This is a genomic window from Brevibacillus nitrificans (genome assembly GCF_003710965.1).
Taxonomy (GTDB): domain Bacteria; phylum Bacillota; class Bacilli; order Brevibacillales; family Brevibacillaceae; genus Brevibacillus; species Brevibacillus centrosporus.
Genome location: NZ_RHHU01000027.1, coordinates 19,642 through 37,121, shown reverse-complemented (window position 1 = coordinate 37,121; position 17,480 = coordinate 19,642). Strand labels below are relative to the sequence as shown.

General features: G+C 44.4%; 7 protein-coding genes. 1 reads left to right on the top strand and 6 read right to left on the bottom strand.

All coding sequences use genetic code 11. The annotated features are described in order from the left end of the window. The 4 genes from EDM59_RS29860 to EDM59_RS29840 all read right to left on the bottom strand — a co-directional run. The coding region (locus EDM59_RS29860) for an FIVAR domain-containing protein (protein ID WP_148040861.1) at positions 1-592 on the bottom strand (592 nt) is incomplete at its 3' end. Between the two features lie 1,980 nt (positions 593-2,572). Next, positions 2,573-5,548: an Ig-like domain-containing domain gene (locus EDM59_RS29850; RefSeq protein ID WP_122926921.1), complete on the bottom strand. Its 2,976-nt coding sequence runs from the start codon at positions 5,546-5,548 to the stop codon at positions 2,573-2,575. A gap of 148 nt (positions 5,549-5,696) precedes the next feature. Beyond that, entirely contained in the window at positions 5,697-8,969 is a 3,273-nt protein-coding gene (locus EDM59_RS29845) for an S-layer homology domain-containing protein (RefSeq protein ID WP_342769262.1), read from the bottom strand. Between the two features lie 347 nt (positions 8,970-9,316). Continuing rightward, positions 9,317-10,639 (bottom strand): TolC family protein, encoded by a 1,323-nt coding sequence (locus tag EDM59_RS29840; protein ID WP_246011300.1) that lies wholly within the window; start codon positions 10,637-10,639, stop codon positions 9,317-9,319. Positions 10,640-10,927: 288 nt separating this feature from the next. Here EDM59_RS29840 and EDM59_RS29835 point away from each other — a divergent pair, with 288 nt between their 5' ends. Continuing rightward, positions 10,928-11,581 (top strand): YigZ family protein, encoded by a 654-nt coding sequence (locus EDM59_RS29835; RefSeq protein ID WP_122926919.1) that lies wholly within the window; start codon positions 10,928-10,930, stop codon positions 11,579-11,581. A 99-nt stretch (positions 11,582-11,680) separates the two neighbouring features. Here EDM59_RS29835 and EDM59_RS29830 read toward each other — a convergent pair whose 3' ends face one another. Together EDM59_RS29830 and EDM59_RS29825 are read right to left on the bottom strand one after the other, a co-directional pair. Further along, positions 11,681-16,180 carry an S-layer homology domain-containing protein gene (locus EDM59_RS29830; RefSeq protein ID WP_122926918.1) on the bottom strand — a complete coding sequence of 1,500 codons (4,500 nt, stop codon included), beginning with the start codon at positions 16,178-16,180 and terminating at the stop codon, positions 11,681-11,683. A 180-nt stretch (positions 16,181-16,360) separates the two neighbouring features. After that, complete coding sequence (locus tag EDM59_RS29825; RefSeq protein WP_122926917.1) at positions 16,361-17,461, bottom strand: glycosyltransferase family 4 protein; 1,101 nt, start codon at positions 17,459-17,461, stop codon at positions 16,361-16,363. Positions 17,462-17,480: the final 19 nt, after the last annotated feature.

The following is a 17,480-nucleotide window of genomic DNA, read 5'->3' as shown; positions in this document are numbered from 1 at the left end:
GTTGCGCTGCCTCCAGTGCTGGTACAGAGGGGTCTATCAAGTTATTGATAGCTGTCTTCAGATTGTTCAGTGCTCCTGTTAGTTCAGTCGCAGTAGCATTTTCGTCTCCTACTAATCCTATTGCTGCAGTCAAAGCTGTTTGAAGAGCTGCCCAAGAATCTGCAGTGTAATCAGCCTCATCTAATAATTCAGCTTCATTAATTTTGCTCAACAACTCTGGCTTCACGAAAACAATTGAATTTTCGTTCCCGTTCAAATCAACATTTTCATTACCTACAATGACATTAGAAGTTGTTAATCCACCAAGATTAATCGGTATATTCGCTCCGGTCGGTTGCAACAAAATCTTTGCTCCAGATAGGGCTGTTTCTTTAGAGGCATCGTCCGCAGAAACAGTTACTGCTGCATTTGCAGTAAACTGATTCGTTACACTTGTTCCAGGTCCAAAATGAATATTTGTGGTTGTATTAACTGTAACATTAGATACAGTAGAATCATTTACATTAATTGCTGCAAAAGCTTGTCCTACAAAGGCATTAAGTGCTACTGAGGACAGCACTGCGAATGCAGATAGTTTACGTTTCAATGACATTGTTATTTCCACTCCTCGATTGTTGTTGATTTCAGAGAGACAGGATTCCCTGTCCCATCTCCCCGATCCCAATCCTGTTATATTACCAATGTATTGGTACAGCCTTAATCCGGTAATTGGCCGGTTACAAGATCTGTGACATTAACATTGTTAATTTCAACAGTAAGAGTTGGGTTAACAACAGTCAATTTGTTGATAGGGAACTTACCACCGACATTATTCAGTCCAGTGATAATAACTGCACGATTAACAGTAAACGCCCCATTCAATTCTGCTCCCACAAAAACCTCAGATACGCTGTTATCATTTAAGAGAGTCTGAAATTCGTTATTATCGTTAGCGGTAACATCTTTGCTATTCCTGACTAACCAAGATTTTATCATGGTTTTCGTACAGGCCTACACCGTGCAGGCGACTTTCATCGCACACGGCGTTCCATCAACCAACAAGAAATACTAAATTCTTACAATGGGCAATTAATAATATAGCAAAGTGGAAGTTTATTGTAAACATACAAACAGTTAAATAATCCTATTTTAGTTTGTGATTTTAATAGATGAACACACCAATTGAACTGTCTGTTTTTAATAAAAGTAATTCTATTGTCCTACATATTATCACTTGGTAATATCCATACCGCTGGCACGATAAATAAAATAAACAGTGTATAAAAATAATCATATGAGCTGAACACAAAACAGGACTGTAGAAAGCACTCTTCTACAGTCCTGCAATTTTACTCACTTGATAATCGTAAAGTTATACTGCGTTGTATCACCAGTGGTTATGTCCGTCAAAATAAGATGGTAATCTCCTAGTTCTGATACAATTTTACCGGACAGAATCGTATAACCATTTAACCAACCGATTACATCATCCCCAAACAGGATCATGACACTCGTATGGTACAATCCATTGTCTTCAAAGCCAAATACGCTATTCTCGTCTTAATCCGTAAGTAACGAATTTATCACAAGCCTACACCGTGCGGGCGACTTTCATCGCACACGGCGTTCCATCAACGGAAAAACTAAGAATATCTTACAATGGGCAAATCCATTATACAGAAAAATCTTGAATAATACCGCAAGATAATGTGAACTTTTCTTATTGCGTATTGGGCTTCTCTAAAAAGAAGAACCCCACCTAAAGGTGGGGTTCTCCAATAACTTAATTAATTAGTTTAAGCCGCCATTCTCGTCTTATACCTTTTATTTATGGTTTTATGACGAGCCTACACCGTGCAGGCGACTTTCATCGCACACGGCGTTCCATCAACAGAAAAAGATGTCACTGCAATCCTAACTAAGTTAGATTCTTTTGTAGACTTGAGAAACCACAACGCCCATTGTAAGTTCTCGTATCCTTCTTATCCGCTGACTGGGTTCCTTCGCTCCGGCCAGTTTTCTCCTCCCCGCCTGTGTTACCACTACGGGTTCAATCGGCAAGCCATCAACACTACTACGAACCCGCCGCCATCTTACCGGCCTCTCTGGTGCTAACCCACCTCTTCCGGCAAGACTTCAAACGTTCCACCTTGTCTATCCCTTCTTTTGCTGACCTTAGGTCCCCACTATACAATACGAGAAAAACAGGTTTAACAGCCTGAATTGTTTCTGTTTCGTCTGTACGATCTCACGTACATCGACTGCCACCAAGCCCCTAGCGCTTCTTTTCCTGACAACAGTTATCTCGTATTGGGTCTACATGGATTCGTCTCCTGACCATAGTCAACTTTTAAGGAGCCCCGCCTTGCTTCCAGCAAGTACGACTTCACCTGACTTCACAGGAACAGTTGGTATAGGACTGATGCCTGTGCAGGAGGATTAGGCACATGAGAATATAGGCCGTTTCTCATAGACCGGAATTACACCAACCAATTTAACAAGGTAGTTAGAAAAGGACCCCATCTAATTCGACAGGGACCTTTTCCACTTTTTTCACTCAGCAGAGTTTATAAAGCAACGTTTCGTAGTTTTATTAAGGAGCAGGAACGCCGTTAACTTCGTCTACGATAGCTTGAACTTCAGCCTTTTCTTCTTGGCCTTTGTTAGGTGAGTTCTCCAGTGCAGCTTTCACAGCATTATAGTTTGCATCAGTTACACCAGTAATTCCTGCTGCTGTAAACATGCTAACTTTTGCACCAGACCAATCGCCATTTTCAGCAGCCCAGTTAATTTCTTTCAGAGCTTGAACTGGTACCAATGCATCCAGAGCATCTTGTACTTCATCTACAGTTGTATAAGGTGCATCATCCAAGAAATCTGCTCCAAGATCAGCACGTTGGTCAGTGTTCAGATGCTTGTAAGTTGTCAAATCCAAAGCAAGTGTTGGATTTTGCAACGCAGCATCAAGAGTTTCATTAGTAGAATTGTTTACTACGTACAGAGCAGAAGTTACAGCATAATCTGCAGCCAAAACAGTAATTTCTTTTGCAGTTTTGTAAGCATTATCCTCTGCATCGGATACGTTTCCTACAAAATTCACTTTGAAACTAGTACCAGTTTCAACAACTGGAGACAGTTTAAGTTTAACTTCGTTGGAGTTTACAGCCAAATCAGCAACAGTGTATCCAGGCACTTCGAAATCATCAACGCTCACTGTAGACTGTTTCAGCGCTTCACTGAAGGTTACAGTAACATCGGTGATATCGCCAGTAGCGTTAAATGTAAACGCCAAGTCTTTACCATCCAACTTCTTGTCACCATTTTTATCAGCAATTGCAGGAGCTACTCCATCAGCACTTGTTGCAATTGTTGTGCTACCCGCAAACTTGTCTCCATAAATGGATACAGATGTTGGGTTTGCAACAGTGTTAACAGCTGGTGTAGCATCTGTTGCAAATGGTAAAGCTACTTGAAGAGTTACGATAGAACCATAAGTTCCATCCTTCAAAGTTTTGTTTTCATATTTAGCGAATTCTACTGCTGTGCTGTCCAACTTAAAGTCAGATGCAACAACAGTTTTCAGTGGTTTGTTAACAGCGAATTGTACAGTCTTAGTGTCAACAGTTACTGCAGAATCTGCAACAACACCGATTTCTCCAGCATCAGAATCCAATGCAACTTCGGAGAATACAGTAGCAGTTTTATTACCAGCTTGGTCACGAACTTGACCCACAATTACCTTATTAATCGCATCGGTAATATCAGTGCCATTAGCATCTTTAACAACAGATGGAAGTGTGATATTTACAGAAGAATTGTTCGGTCCAACTGCCAGAGTTGCAGTGGATGGCAATTCAACTTGCACGCTGCTTGTTGCCAAAGTGTATTTGGACTTATCCAGCAGATCAGCACCGTTCATAGCCTCAGAGAAGAAGATAACAATTTTATTTGTATCTTTGTCGTAGAGACCGTCACCAGCAACACTTGGTGCAGTTTTATCAGCAACAGTGATGTTAGTAGTGTAAGCATCAATCTCGTTAGGTACAACTGCAGTATCTTTAATACCAGTTACTGCAATGGTGTAAGCTGCACCCTCTTTAAGTGCAGGGCTGAACGTGATAGTAGCTTTCTTTGTGGCAGCATCATAACTGATACCATAACCAGTTACAGTTTTACCATCTTTGTCAGTTACTTTGTAGTTTGCTTTCAGATCAGCACCTACTACTGCTTCACTGTATGCCAAAGTTACTTGAGAAGCATTAACAACTTTCACTTCAGTTACAGTTGGTTTAACACTGTCTGAAACAACAGAAACTGTTGTGCTCAATACAGAAGCATTCTTGTTGTTAAAGTTGTCTTGAATTGCTTCCTTAGCAACATTGATTGTAACTGTTCCAGTTGGAAGTGGGTTTCCAAAAGTAACTTTCCATTGTTTCTTAGCAGAGCCAGCAACCTCTTCAACAGCAGTATTACGATATGCCTCGGTGTTTGCAGTGTGATATACATCACCAGCATCAAGACCGGAAATTGGCTCGTCGAAAGTCAATACAACAGCGTTTTGTCCACTAGCAGTTGCGGAAACAAGTACAGGAGCAGTTACATCATCAGCTACTGTAAATTTCACATCTGTTTTAGCAACAAACAGTCCCGCACCATCTTTTACTGATTTATCACCATCTGGGTTAACTGTAATTGTGTGTTCGCCTTGGGAAAGTGTACCAGTATTCAGTACAACAGTTTTAGCTGCATAGTCTACACTAGCAGTGTCAACAGTTACAGAATATTGACCACCATCAATCAAGAAACCAGATGTAGCGGAAACAGGCTCGTTGAATGTTACAGCAACTTTACCAGGACCAATCAATTTCGCACTAACTGCTTGAGGTACTGTCAAGTCCAGGAAGCTTACTTTGCCAGTGAAAGATTCAATTGCTTTAGAATCGTCAGCAGCAGATTTTACATCAGCAACAGAAACTTCTACAGTAGATTGGTTCAGACCAGCTGTAACTACGTCAGTTGGGTCAAGAGTCAATACTACAGTTTTGCTATCTACAAGCTTAGCAGCAACTTTATCTACACCAGCTGCAGAAACTGTGTAATTAGCAAGATCCTCTGCGGATTCTTTATCAACCTCTGCGCCAAACTTCACTTCAATTTGAGAAGCGTTAATAGCACTTACAGATTCAACTTTCAGATCGCCAGCTGGAGCACCAGTCAGGTCAGAGTCTTTAGAAGGATCATAAGTAGTACCATCAGCTTTTGCGTAAGTGTTTCCTTGGAAATCTTCCAGAGTTGCTTTTTTCAGCACGTCGTTCAGATCATCAGCGTTAACTACTTGACCGATTGTAGCAGCGTTACCTTGGTCATCAACGTACAGTACGTTGGGGAAACCAGTGTTGTTGATTTCATCAATAACTTGATCTTCGTTATTGAGGAATTGAGTGATCGAGTAATATTTGTCTACACTACCGCCGATGTAAAGGCCAGTTGCTGGCTTTGCAAAAGCAGCAGTTGCCATGCTAGCTACTACAGCCGTAGAGAGAACGGACAGGACTACTTTTTTATTCACGTACTACCCCTCCAACAAATTAATAGGATCTTTTTCTAGTTGGTACCTTCTAATCTTGACCGGTATTTTATGTAGGGTACCAGAGAGTCATGCAACTCCCCGATACCCATCAAACGAATCCCGAATCAAACGTTAGTCAGTCGGTTTATTAAAATTTTACAGTTACTTCGTACTCTTTGCCATCTTTGTCTGTAGCAGTCAGAGTAGCTTCTTCTACACCAGCAGCGAATACTTTATCGCCGATTACGTAGCTGAAAGAACCGTCATCGTTGATAGAAGCAGCTGGTACTTCGTACTCTTCGCCATTGAACTCAACTACCAGAGTGTCGAGGTTATCAACGTCGAGTGCATCTTTGCTACCTTTTACAGTGTAAGTGGAGTTTTTCTCGCTACCCAAGAATGGTTTTTCTTGGCCACTCACTAGGGACTCATCGATAATGTCGCCAGGAGTACCTGGTTCTTCGCCGTTGTCGTCATCACCGGATTGGCTCAAGAAAGCATCGATTTCTTCTTTCGTGATGTCTTCTTCGTCGATGTAGTCACCTGTACCAACTACCAGTACGTAGTCGTAACGGGAACCGTCATCATCAGTGTCGATCAGGATGATCAGATCGTCTTCGTCAACACCGTCGATACCAGTCAGGTCATCCCATGCATCGATGAATGCAGTGGAAGCTTGAGTGTAGAGTTTTGGACCTTTAGTAGGAGTGATGGTGTTACCATCTACGTCAGCTACTTGAGCAACAGCGATGTTGTCGATGTTGTTTTTGTCCCACAGGTCTTTGTCCAGAACAACGCGAGCGCCGATAGCATCGATAGCATTGTCAACTACTTCAACTACGTCGTCAACTACAACTTCACCATCAGAGTTCAGATCGAATGCGATGAAGTCACCACGCTTGATTGGAGCAGCTTTGCCGTCACGTTTACGATCCAGCAGGTTTTCTTTATCGTCATCCATTTTGAATTCTTTTTGTACTACTTCGCCATTCTCGTCTTTCACGAGAACAACCATGCTGTCGGAACCAGCTTCAGTGGAGTAGTTCATCAGGTAACCGAATTGTGCGTCGCCACCCAAACCGTCACCTTCAACTACGAAGATCGCATCTACTTCTTCGCCATCTTCATCCAGCAGGTAGAATACTTTCAGGTCGTTTTCGTCAGCGATGTCTTTGAACTTCGCGATGCCAGCATCTTTCAGTTCTGGACGTTTGCCTTCGATATCACCAGTCATGTCGAAGATTGCAGTGTCGTCAGTTACTTCAGCGTCACCAACTAGATCGTCGTCTTCGTCAGCGAGGTCATCCCAAGCTTGACCGGAAACTTCTTCCAGACCAGCTGTATCCAACAGTTTTACTTTGCTTGGTTCGCCTTTAGTATCCAAAGTTACTTCCAACAGAACCAGGTCGTTGTCTTTGCTTGGTACGAGCAAGGATTCCAGCTCATCTTGCTTGTCGCCTTCGCTGAAATCTGTTCCATCGATATCTTCGATGTCTTCAGCTTCCAGGGAGATTGTCATTTTCTTGCCTTTTTCAGTCATTACAGTGAATGCATACTCATCATCAGATGCGCTGTAAACAGCTGCACGAGTAACGATTGCTTTCACTTTGCGATCGTCGATGCTGTCTTTTGTTTCAACGTGACGAATACGTCCAGAAGCATCCAGGTACAGTTTTACTTCTTCGCTATCGAGGTCGCCAAGCAGATCCCAGTTAGAGGAATCGATTTCTTTAACGTCTTTGTTAGCGTTGTCGGAGTAGGAAGTACCAGTGCGAGCACGGTAAGTTTTGTCTCCAATAGTCAGACGAACGTCGTCAGCTTTACGAGTAACTACTTTATCTACTTTGCCTTCTACTACAGTGCGGCTAGCAAATACCAGCAATTTCTCGTCATCGCCATCAGCGTAGTACACGCTGTATACGTCCATTGGTTTCAGGTCAGCCAGTTTAGCTGGTTGGCCATTCAAGAATACCAGGAAGTCAGTACCTTCATCGAGGTCATCCAGGTCGCTGAATTTACGGCCATCGAGGTTGTCGATTTTCTTTTTGTCAGCGTCGATTTTCTCGATTACTTCGGAACCATATTTAATACCTTTGTTAGATTGGTCGAAGGATTGGTCATCGATAGCGTGGATGTACACGATTTCGTTGTTATCGTTCAGAACCAATTTCACAGATACAGTGTAAGGTTGAGCGATTTTGATGATGTCTTTCAAGCCATCGATTGCATCGAGGCGTTGGAAGTTGTAAGTAACTTCAACATCTTCGCTGAAACGGTATGTTTTACCGCTGGAATCCAGGGACAGTTTCAGATCTTTCAGATCGGATTTGCTCTTCAGATCGTCACCGCTGGAGATGTTTTTGCCATTCAGTTGGAAGGTATCAGTGCGGTCCATAACTACTTCTTCGTCTTCGGAACCTTCCATCCAAACGATTACGTTTTCTTTGTCATCTTTGATCCACACTTGTACGTGTTGACCAGCGAATTCGTTAGGGTTGATACCGTCTGCTACTTTGTAAGTAGTGTTGCCCAGACCAGCGTCTTTACCAGCCAAAGTTACTTCGTTGGATTTGATTTTGCCCAAGCCGATAGCTGGAACGTTGGAAACTACTGGCAAGTCATCGGAATCGTTATCGGAATCGTGAGCCCATTCCATGTCACGAACAGTAACATCCAGGTATTTAGTCAGAAGAGTTTCGTCAGTTACGTTAAAACGGATGTCAGTACCGTATTCAACTTGCTCCATCAGGTCTACGCGAAGAGCGTTGTCCAGCATTTTGAAGATGTCGCCACGAACTGCTGCATTGTTAGGGTTGTTGATACCTTTTGCAATGTTCAGCTCGGAACCTTTGGAGATCATGCTGTTTGGCCATACACCTTTAACGGATGGCTCATAACCCAGAGCGCGAACGATCATGGTTACTGCTTCAGCATAAGTAACTTGGTTTTGTGGTTTGAAAGATTTGTCCGGGAAACCTTTAACGATTTCTTCACCGGAAGCTACGTTTACGAAACCAGCGAACCAGTCAGTGGATTTAACATCTGTGTAAGTAGTGTTGAATTGAGCCAGTTTAGCACCTTGCTCAAGTCCGCGAGCGCGAACGATCAAAGTAGCAAACTCAGCGCGAGTGATGGTTTTGTCTACACCGAAATCGCCGTTGCCATAACCTGCTACCAGGCCAAGAGCTTCCAGACGTTTTACGGTTTTCTCCATTGCTGCGTCCATTTTAGGAGCTTCAGTTGTTGTTGTATCCTCTGCTGCGAAAGCCATTGGAGCAACAGTAAGTGCGAGGGCACTAGCCAGTACACTGTTAACGACCTTTTTCATAACCTTGTGTTCTCCTCCTCTAGTATAAACAAATTGTTCTTGGGGAATATTTGTTGTTAATCTATCTTTCTTTTTAAAGCCCGAATCCTGCAAGCGCGTGTCACCTCCTTTCGCAGGACAGCTTCGCTTTTTTGTGTTAAAAATCTCTAGTATATTCAGTATTGTGTAAAATGCAACAATCACTAGTGTAACACAATTGCTAGAATCCGTGAATCTTTTTTACACAATTCCCCGTTTTTCGTGTGACATCCTATTAAACGCCTCAGCTCAGCAAAAGTTGCGGCGCCTTAGAAAAAAAGTTTAAAGATTTTTTCCGTGGTCTTATTCACCTGTAATATGTAAGCTGTGACATCGGCCACAACTCGTATTATAGGGTACACCACTCAACATGTCATCATTGAACCTTTTTCCAATTCCATTCAAAAACTTACAAATCTTGATTAGTTTCCGAGAGCTGTTTCAAAGTTTACTACAGCCAGGTTGTATTGAAGGATCGCTTTTTGGTATTGATTCTCACGACTGGACAGTTCTTCCTCGGCCTGAATGACTTCCAAAGTCGTTGCGAGACCATTTTCAAAGCGCAGATTGGTCAAACGATAGCTTTCCGCTGCCGAATCCTTCGCTACTTTCTGGTAATCAATGGCTTCTCTAGCTGCATTCAGATTCAAATAAGCTTGGGATACCTCTTTGGAGATCGCACGTTTTTGCTCATCGATCGCCAATTTGGATTTCTCCTCGTTATTTCGTGCTACACGCCCAGGCAACGTCGACAGAGCAGAATACTCCTCAATCAGCTTCACGTTCAATTGAGCCAGTTTGAGCTCTTCGTTTACCTTCGTCATTTCAATTCGTTTGGAGAGTGCTTCTTTTTCTGCTTCTTCCATTGTCATTTTGACAGGGGCGACCTGCTTGTTGGAGGATACAACTTTCCATTCCTTTGTGAGGTCAACACCAAGGAAATCATTCAAATCCATACGAGCTACTTCGACTGCGTTTTTCGCACTAGTCAAGTTGGCTTGAGCACCTGCCAGACCCATTTCTGCTTGCAGGACATCTGTTTTGGCTTTCGTACCTACTTTAAATGCAGCGTTCGCTACTTTCAGCTGTGTTTGGGCACGGGACAAACTTTGTTTTTTCAGTTCCAGATCGTCTTGAGCAAAAATCAAATTGTAGTAAGCCTGTTGAGCTCCCAGTTTGATTTTGCTCTCTGTCGCTGTTACTTGCAGAGCATTGAGCTTTTTGGTCATCTCGGCTTGTGCGTTGTTGACATACTTTCCTTTCGCTGCAGCCAGAGATTCAATCATGTCAGATGGCATTTCGGCAGAGGATTTGTAGGAAAGCATTTGGTTGATGTCTGCATTTTTTGCATCCAGACGAGCTGTTTGCAGCGTTGCGTTGGTTTCAACTGCCTGTGCAATTGCCTTTTCCAGCGTCAGTTCTTCTACTCCTGCAACCGGAGCAGTGGTAGCTGGTTTTGTAGTCGTATCCGTTGTAGTTGCAGCAGGCGCAGCAGCTGGTACTGTCGTTGTCGTTTCTGTCTTTGTTTCGGTTGCAGCCGCGTCGGTCGCTTTCGCGTCAGTAGCTGCGTCCGTTTTCGCGTCTCCTTCAGCAGCAGTTGTTTCTTTCACCTGCTCTGTCGCTGTCGTTTGCTCGGTTGTTGTTGTATTTGCATATGCCGTCAAAGTCCCAGCGCCAATCGCCGTAGTCAAAACTGCCGCCAAACTAATGGTCATCCATTTCTTGCTCGAATAAGGGAAATTCACTCGTTTTCCACTCCTTTATCATTGTGTTGATGATAAAACCTTTCACCACTTGAAATATCTCTGTTTGTCCCAAGATCACTATAACACAGAGTATTCCTTCGTACACGAAAAATTAGTGTAATACCACCATTTTCATATCCGGTCAAACGCACTGTACCATGTATAGATACTTCCCTCCCCGTTTATTCCATTCTTGCTTCCTAGAATAATACGATTATGTGTCAAAAAAATTTCAGGATTCGCTTACCAATCGCTGGCATGCTATGCTTTTCTTGAGGTGAAAAGACGATGTTGCAGCAATATAAGACTGTAGCCGGTTATGGAGAAGATATGATCGTGATTGAGCGATCCCGTTTTATTGGCTACGCACAGCGCGTGACGACCGAAGAGGAAGCTACCGCTTTTATTGCCATGATCAAGAAGAAGCACTGGGACGCTACTCATAACTGCTCTGCCTTTGTCATCGGAGAAAACGATCAGATCCAGCGCTCGAGTGATGATGGCGAGCCAAGTGGGACTGCAGGAAAACCGATCCTCGAGTGCATCAAGAAAAATGGTGTGAAAGACACGGTTGTCGTAGTGACCCGATACTTCGGCGGAATCAAGCTGGGCGCAGGTGGACTCGTCCGGGCTTATACCGCAGGGACCGTGACTGCTTTGCAGGCAGCCAAGATCGTCGTTCACACGCTTCATCAAAAAATTTCCGTGAATGTGGATTATCATTGGTGGGGCAAGGTGGAAAACGAGCTGCGCCTAACAGACCAACGCGTAGTCGGTACAGACTACACCGATCGGGTCACTGCTCATGTCTTGATCCCGGATGGTCTGCAGGATGATTTCATCGCTGGAATGGTAGACCTGACAAACGGCCAAGCCAAGATCGAGCGTGGAGAAAAAGAATATGTCGAGGTTCCCGTAGAGGCTGTAGGTGACGAAGAATAGGCTCAGATGGGATTGCACACACACGAAAAAAGCTGAAGAGGCAGATGACCTCTTCAGCTTTTCTTCTATTATATAGTCGGATTGTTACGCATTACTGTTTTACTGTTTCGGGAGCTTTTTCAGTTGAACCATGACGCGCACGGTGATGACTGCCATCTCTGCACGAGTCAGAGGATTCGTTGGCTTAAAGCTGTACGTTGGCTTTTTCGCCGTTGGATCGTTAGCCGATCCGTTCATCAGCTTCGCCTTGGCAACGACTAGGACGGAAGGTGCTGCATAGTAGCCTACGTCTTTTGCATCCGTAAACATTTTGTTTAAGGACAGCTTGGAAGCTTCGAGCGTGCCCAGCTTCAAGTTCATGGCGCGGGCAATCATGATTGCTGCTTCTTCACGAGACAGTGAATCATCTGGACGGAAGTAGCCAGGCTGCTTACCGCGAATGATACCAGCACGGGCTGCTGTCTCGATGTACTTGTATTCGTAATCCCATTGATCTCGGTTTGGACGCACGTCTGTAAATGTTGGCTCTAACGGATCTCGCTCGTTGCTATCGCGATATGGACCAGCATTGATTGGCAATGACAATGCTTTTACGAGCATCGTTGCGAATTCACCGCGGGACATATCACGGTTTGCGCCAAAGGAGCTGCCGCTGTATGCCGGCATTACACCTTTTGCGTACAGAGTTTCAATCGCATCACGAGCATAATCATGGTTAACTACGTCATCATATGTTTCTCTTGTTTTCATGACCATGTAGAAACCGAAGCCAGCGAACGGCACTTGTACCGTTTTGCTGCCTGTATTGACTACCCCTCCGATGTTTCTCCATTCGTCACCGTTGTGGTAGTAGATCGTCAAAATGTTGTTGGCCGCATTTACGATGGATGGATCGTACTTGATCGTGAGTGTACCCCGGCGGCTAGGAACCAGATTGTCTTCCCAACGGCTCTTGAAGTCCTCAGCATCACCTTCATCGTAATACGGGTCACGTCCACCTGGTGCTTCTGTATCCCCAGCATCCACGTAGTACAGTGGGCTAGCGTAGTTAAAGTTGGACTCGAGAACTAATCTGTCTTCCAAGTCATCATCTGCGATGTTGACTTGTCCTGTCGTGCGGTCTGCGATACCGAAGTAAAGCGGTACATCTACGAAGATGTCGCCATTTGGATCTTTTACTTCTTGACCCGCGCGGTTGTCATCTGGCGAGAGCAGCACTGTTCCTGCAGGGAACTTCAGCTCAAACTGCTTTTCAAATACGCTGAACGATACTTTCTTGCCTAATACTTCACGGTATTCCGCACCGTTAACCGTAGAGTTGGCATTGTAAATTTGAATCTGGTCGTCGTAGGTACTATCACCTACTACGACGGAGAACTTCACCGTGTTCAGGCCTTTTTTCAATGTTACCGTAGACGTAAACACATAATAAGTTTCTGGGATTGTTTTACCCAAATCATCATCATAATAGAAGTCGCGGTTTGTTGTGTTCGTGACCTTCGCTTCGGTTTTGCCGAATAGAACCTTGTTTGCATTCTCTGCAAACACTTTTACGACTGCACTATTGCTGTTTACGATGATGTATTGGTCGGTTTCTTTTGCTTTCACTGGGGAAAGAACTTCCCAGCTGGAGTAATTTTGTTCAATGTTGATGTCGTAACGAATGACAGTACCGTTGTCATCTTCTGCTACGATCGTGTAGACCGTCGTTCCGCCTTTTTTCAAGGTCAGTGGGAACAGACCGAGCTTTTGCTCCTGTTCAGTTGCATCGGTGACTGCATCCTGGATTTCTTCCACCAGGTCACCGTATTGGCTCGAGCTCATTTTCCCTTCAAAACGTGAACGAGAGATGGAATCGATGTTTCTGTCATCATAAATTTCTTCCAAATCGTTGTTCAGGGCTGCATCCAATCGAGCATTCACATACTCTTGATTCGTTGTATCCTGATCCCAGTCTCCACTTTTGTAACGGAAATCGTTAATCCGTTTTCCGTTTTTCTCAATGTACACATGCGTCGCATCGTTTACGGTAAAGCTAAGCTTGCTCAGGAAGTTTGCTCCTGTGCGGTACGAAGAATCCGTCGCTTTTTTCGTCAGTTCTTCTGTATCGCCGTTGGAGTTGATCTCCAGTTTTACGTCCTCGACGGATGGCGTCTTGGAGGTATTGTAGGAAACGTTATAGGTAAAGACGGTTTGTGGATCGTCTGTCAGCAACACCTTCAATACGTTGTTTCCTTTTTTATAGTTCAGTTTGCCTTTCAGGATACGCAATGTACCTTTGCTAGTATCAATATCGGATGAATCGATTGAAAGATCTACATTGTTCAAGGAAACTTTGACATTGGATGCTTTCAACACATAGTTGTACACGCGAACATCCAGGTTTTGAATGTCATTGTCGCTCTTGATTTGGTAACCATCCTCAAAGCTGCGAACCTGCCCTGTGGAATCTACATAGGTGACTTGCGCGTAGGGCGTAATCCGTACATCTAGGGTGTAGTCAGCAGTTGTAGCAGGTGTTCCTGTATAAGAAATGGTCAGCTTTCCTAAACCTTGCGGGAGTTTTTTTAACTTCAGAATATAACTATTGCCTGAACCAGTCAGCGTATAATCTGTCGCAGGATCTAGCGAATTTCCATTATAAAGAATATCCAGATTTGCTGCTGAAGCAATGTTTTGCGTCTTAATAGCTAGATCCAGCGGCGAAGTCACAATCGTATTTGCACTAATTGGGGAAAGAATTTGAGAAGTCGATACATTGGTGACTGTCTCAATGATTGGCTTCGTGTTGTCCAGATACTTGAATTGGTACTCGTAATTGTTGATTGTAATCCAGCCCGAAGGCGAATCAACCAATCCAGTTGAGCCTTTTTCATAGTACTGATAGCTCAGACTTGCTTTATAGCTTCTACCGTCTACAAGAGTACCAGCCGGAATTGGTGCCGTAATCGAGTACTCTGTAAAACCACTTTGAGGGTTTCCAATAGGTGTAAAGTTCGAACTTGTTAATTGAATTGGCGGAATAGAAGTTCCTGCGTTATCCGTAATGGTCAGCTTAAATTGGTCGAATACTTGCTGACCGGTAATGTCAACAAAGCGCAAGAGTGCTGTACCCGTCAAATTCATTGCTGGTGAGGATGCTGCACCTTGAATAATGACTTGTTGATCAGGAACAAGTGCTACCCCATTTAAAAACGCTTTATAAAACTGATCCGCATTTCCTGCAGAAGTAGTAGCTACCAAAAGCTTGCGAACGAAAGTACCGACTTCTTTATCCTGGTTGAAAACGCGGATCTCCAGCGTATTTTCTCCCAATAGAGATGGGATGTTCAAACCGAAGGAGCCCGTACGGTTTACGGATGTCTTGACAGTATCACCTGTGCGCAGGTTTTTCACTTCAACCGTATCTGCGTTCAGTGCTTTCCCGTCCATATTCAGTGTCAGTCGATTAACGGACGGAACTGTAATATAGGTAGGATTGGATGTTACGTTTGGATCATTGAGTGGTGTATCGTTAATCTTCAGATCGCTTACAAGTGGAGTATTGTTGTACTGAACATAAAATTGATAATGTTCTTTCGTGACATTCCCCACTTTTTCATAGAAAGCGATTTGGTTCAGGCCAGGCTTCAGGCCAATTTCTGTAAAGGTGAAGGTGCTACCATTAATTTGGGGAGCTGTATTGCTCAAATCTTGTACAGTCTGCCCATTGTTCGTAATGATTTTAATGCGTAGGTTCGTTCCCGAAACACCACTGCCAAACGTACCGATCAAGGTAATTTTCGAATCACCGTAGACAACTGGACTATAGGCTGTGGTTCCACCCGAAAAGTTCGTAATGGTAATCGGGCTATTTGTAGAATTGTACTCGTAGTAGATAACGTCACTTTCACCCGTATTGGAAGCGTACAATTGGATCGCATTCAAACCTGGAGAAAGGTCCAAATCAGGCAGAGGGTTCGTTGTTCCACCTGCTCCATACACGGTTCGAACGGTCGTTCCATTTACCCTTACTTCTACTGCTTGTGTTTTGTCTATAGACGTCGGAACCGAGTAGTCATATTTAATTCCCGTAACCGTACGGCTAGTAACTGGGATAGGATCTGTCGCATATTCACCCTGCCCTGTGTTTTGGAACTTCAATTGACCCGTTCCAGGCGTAGCAGTACTTGGTACATATTGATAGTAGATCTCTGCTGTATCATTCGTTGGGTCGGTCGTTGTTTTTGGTTTAACGGTTACTTTAGTCACTCCACCGCTGCCATTTAAATAAAAGTCAGGCAGTGTAACCGATTGGCCGTTGAAAGTCTGTGCGTTTACAACGGTTGTTCCATCCACCACAACATCGATACCAAGGCCATTTTTGTTGGCATTGTGTACCATCGTAACCCCTGATATTAGTCGAGTCTTTGTTTTGATTGGGTCAGCGAACGTAGTACCTGTACCACTGATAACATAACTCGCCGGTGTAGTAGCACTCGCCCAGTTCGACCCCAACGCCGCAAACGCAGGAATCGCCGGCAACACACCAGTGACAAGCAGCATCATCGTCAGGCACATGGCAAACCAACGACGAAATTGTTGATATGGCTTCTTCATCTTTTCACCTCTCCATATTTTCTGATACTCATGCTACAGCCCGTTTTTGATATAAGCCCGGACTCATACTTCTCCCTTACTTTATCGGAAAAACATCGCTTGTACTTAAGGGTTTCCCCCTAAATAATGGCGAAAAAAAAGCCCCTGCATCTGCAGGAGCTCTTCGTCTACCATTCCAACCTATTGTGTTCTTCTCTGCTGCTCCGCCTGCTTCAGTCTCAACCGACGATACGCGTTAATCAGTGGGCGGTGGCGGCGGCTTACCAGGCCGACGATCTCCGTAGCTAGATGTGTGACGATGAGCAGGGCTACCATGACGATAATGGTTGTCCACTTGGTGGTCTTGGTGAGCAGGATCGCCATCGTTCCGAAGAAGATGCTGATCGAGTAGATCGTCAGTACCGTGCTGCGGTGGGACAGGCCCATGTTCAGCAGACAGTGATGCAGATGCCCTTTATCCGGGCTGGAAATCGGCTTTTTGTTCACGATGCGGCGCACGATGGCAAAGAACGTGTCCCAGAGCGGAACGCCCAGTACGACGATCGGGATGATGAAAGAAACGAAAAGTGCTTCTTTAAAGCCCATGATCGACAGGGCGGCCATATTGAAGCCTAAAAAGAGCGAACCGGTATCGCCCATGAACAGGCGGGCCGGATGAAAGTTGAAGTACAGAAAACCAAGAATGGCTCCGAGGAGCACAAAACAGTAGATCGCGACTTTGTGATCGCCCATGAGCAGCGCCATGATTGCCATCGTTGCCGTAGCAATCGCTGAAACGCCTGCGGACAGACCGTCCAAACCGTCGATCAGATTGACTGCGTTGGTCACCCCGACGATCCAGAACATCGTGATCGGGATCGCAAGCCAGAAGAGCCATCCGCTGCTGAAGTCAATGCTTCCGGTATACGGCAGATTGACGACACCGATTTTCAAACCAAACGGAATGACGACAATCGCTGTGGCCACCAATTGGCCGAGCAGCTTCCACTTTGGAGACAGCTGGTATTTGTCATCCAGCATCCCCACAATCATCACAATCGTACTACCGATGAAAATCCCCAGCATTTCCCCCATGCTCGAGTATGGTACAAACAGGAAGAACGCAACCAGATAACCCAGGTAAATAGCGAGACCGCCCATTCGCGGCATGATCCGCGTATGTACCTTGCGTTGATTCGGTGCATCTACTGCCCCTACCTTGATAGCGAGCTTCATAACATAGGGTGTTGCGATAAATGATACGATCAGCGAAGTCAGTAATCCGAAGATCAATGTAGACATCGACTGTTCTCCTCTCTAC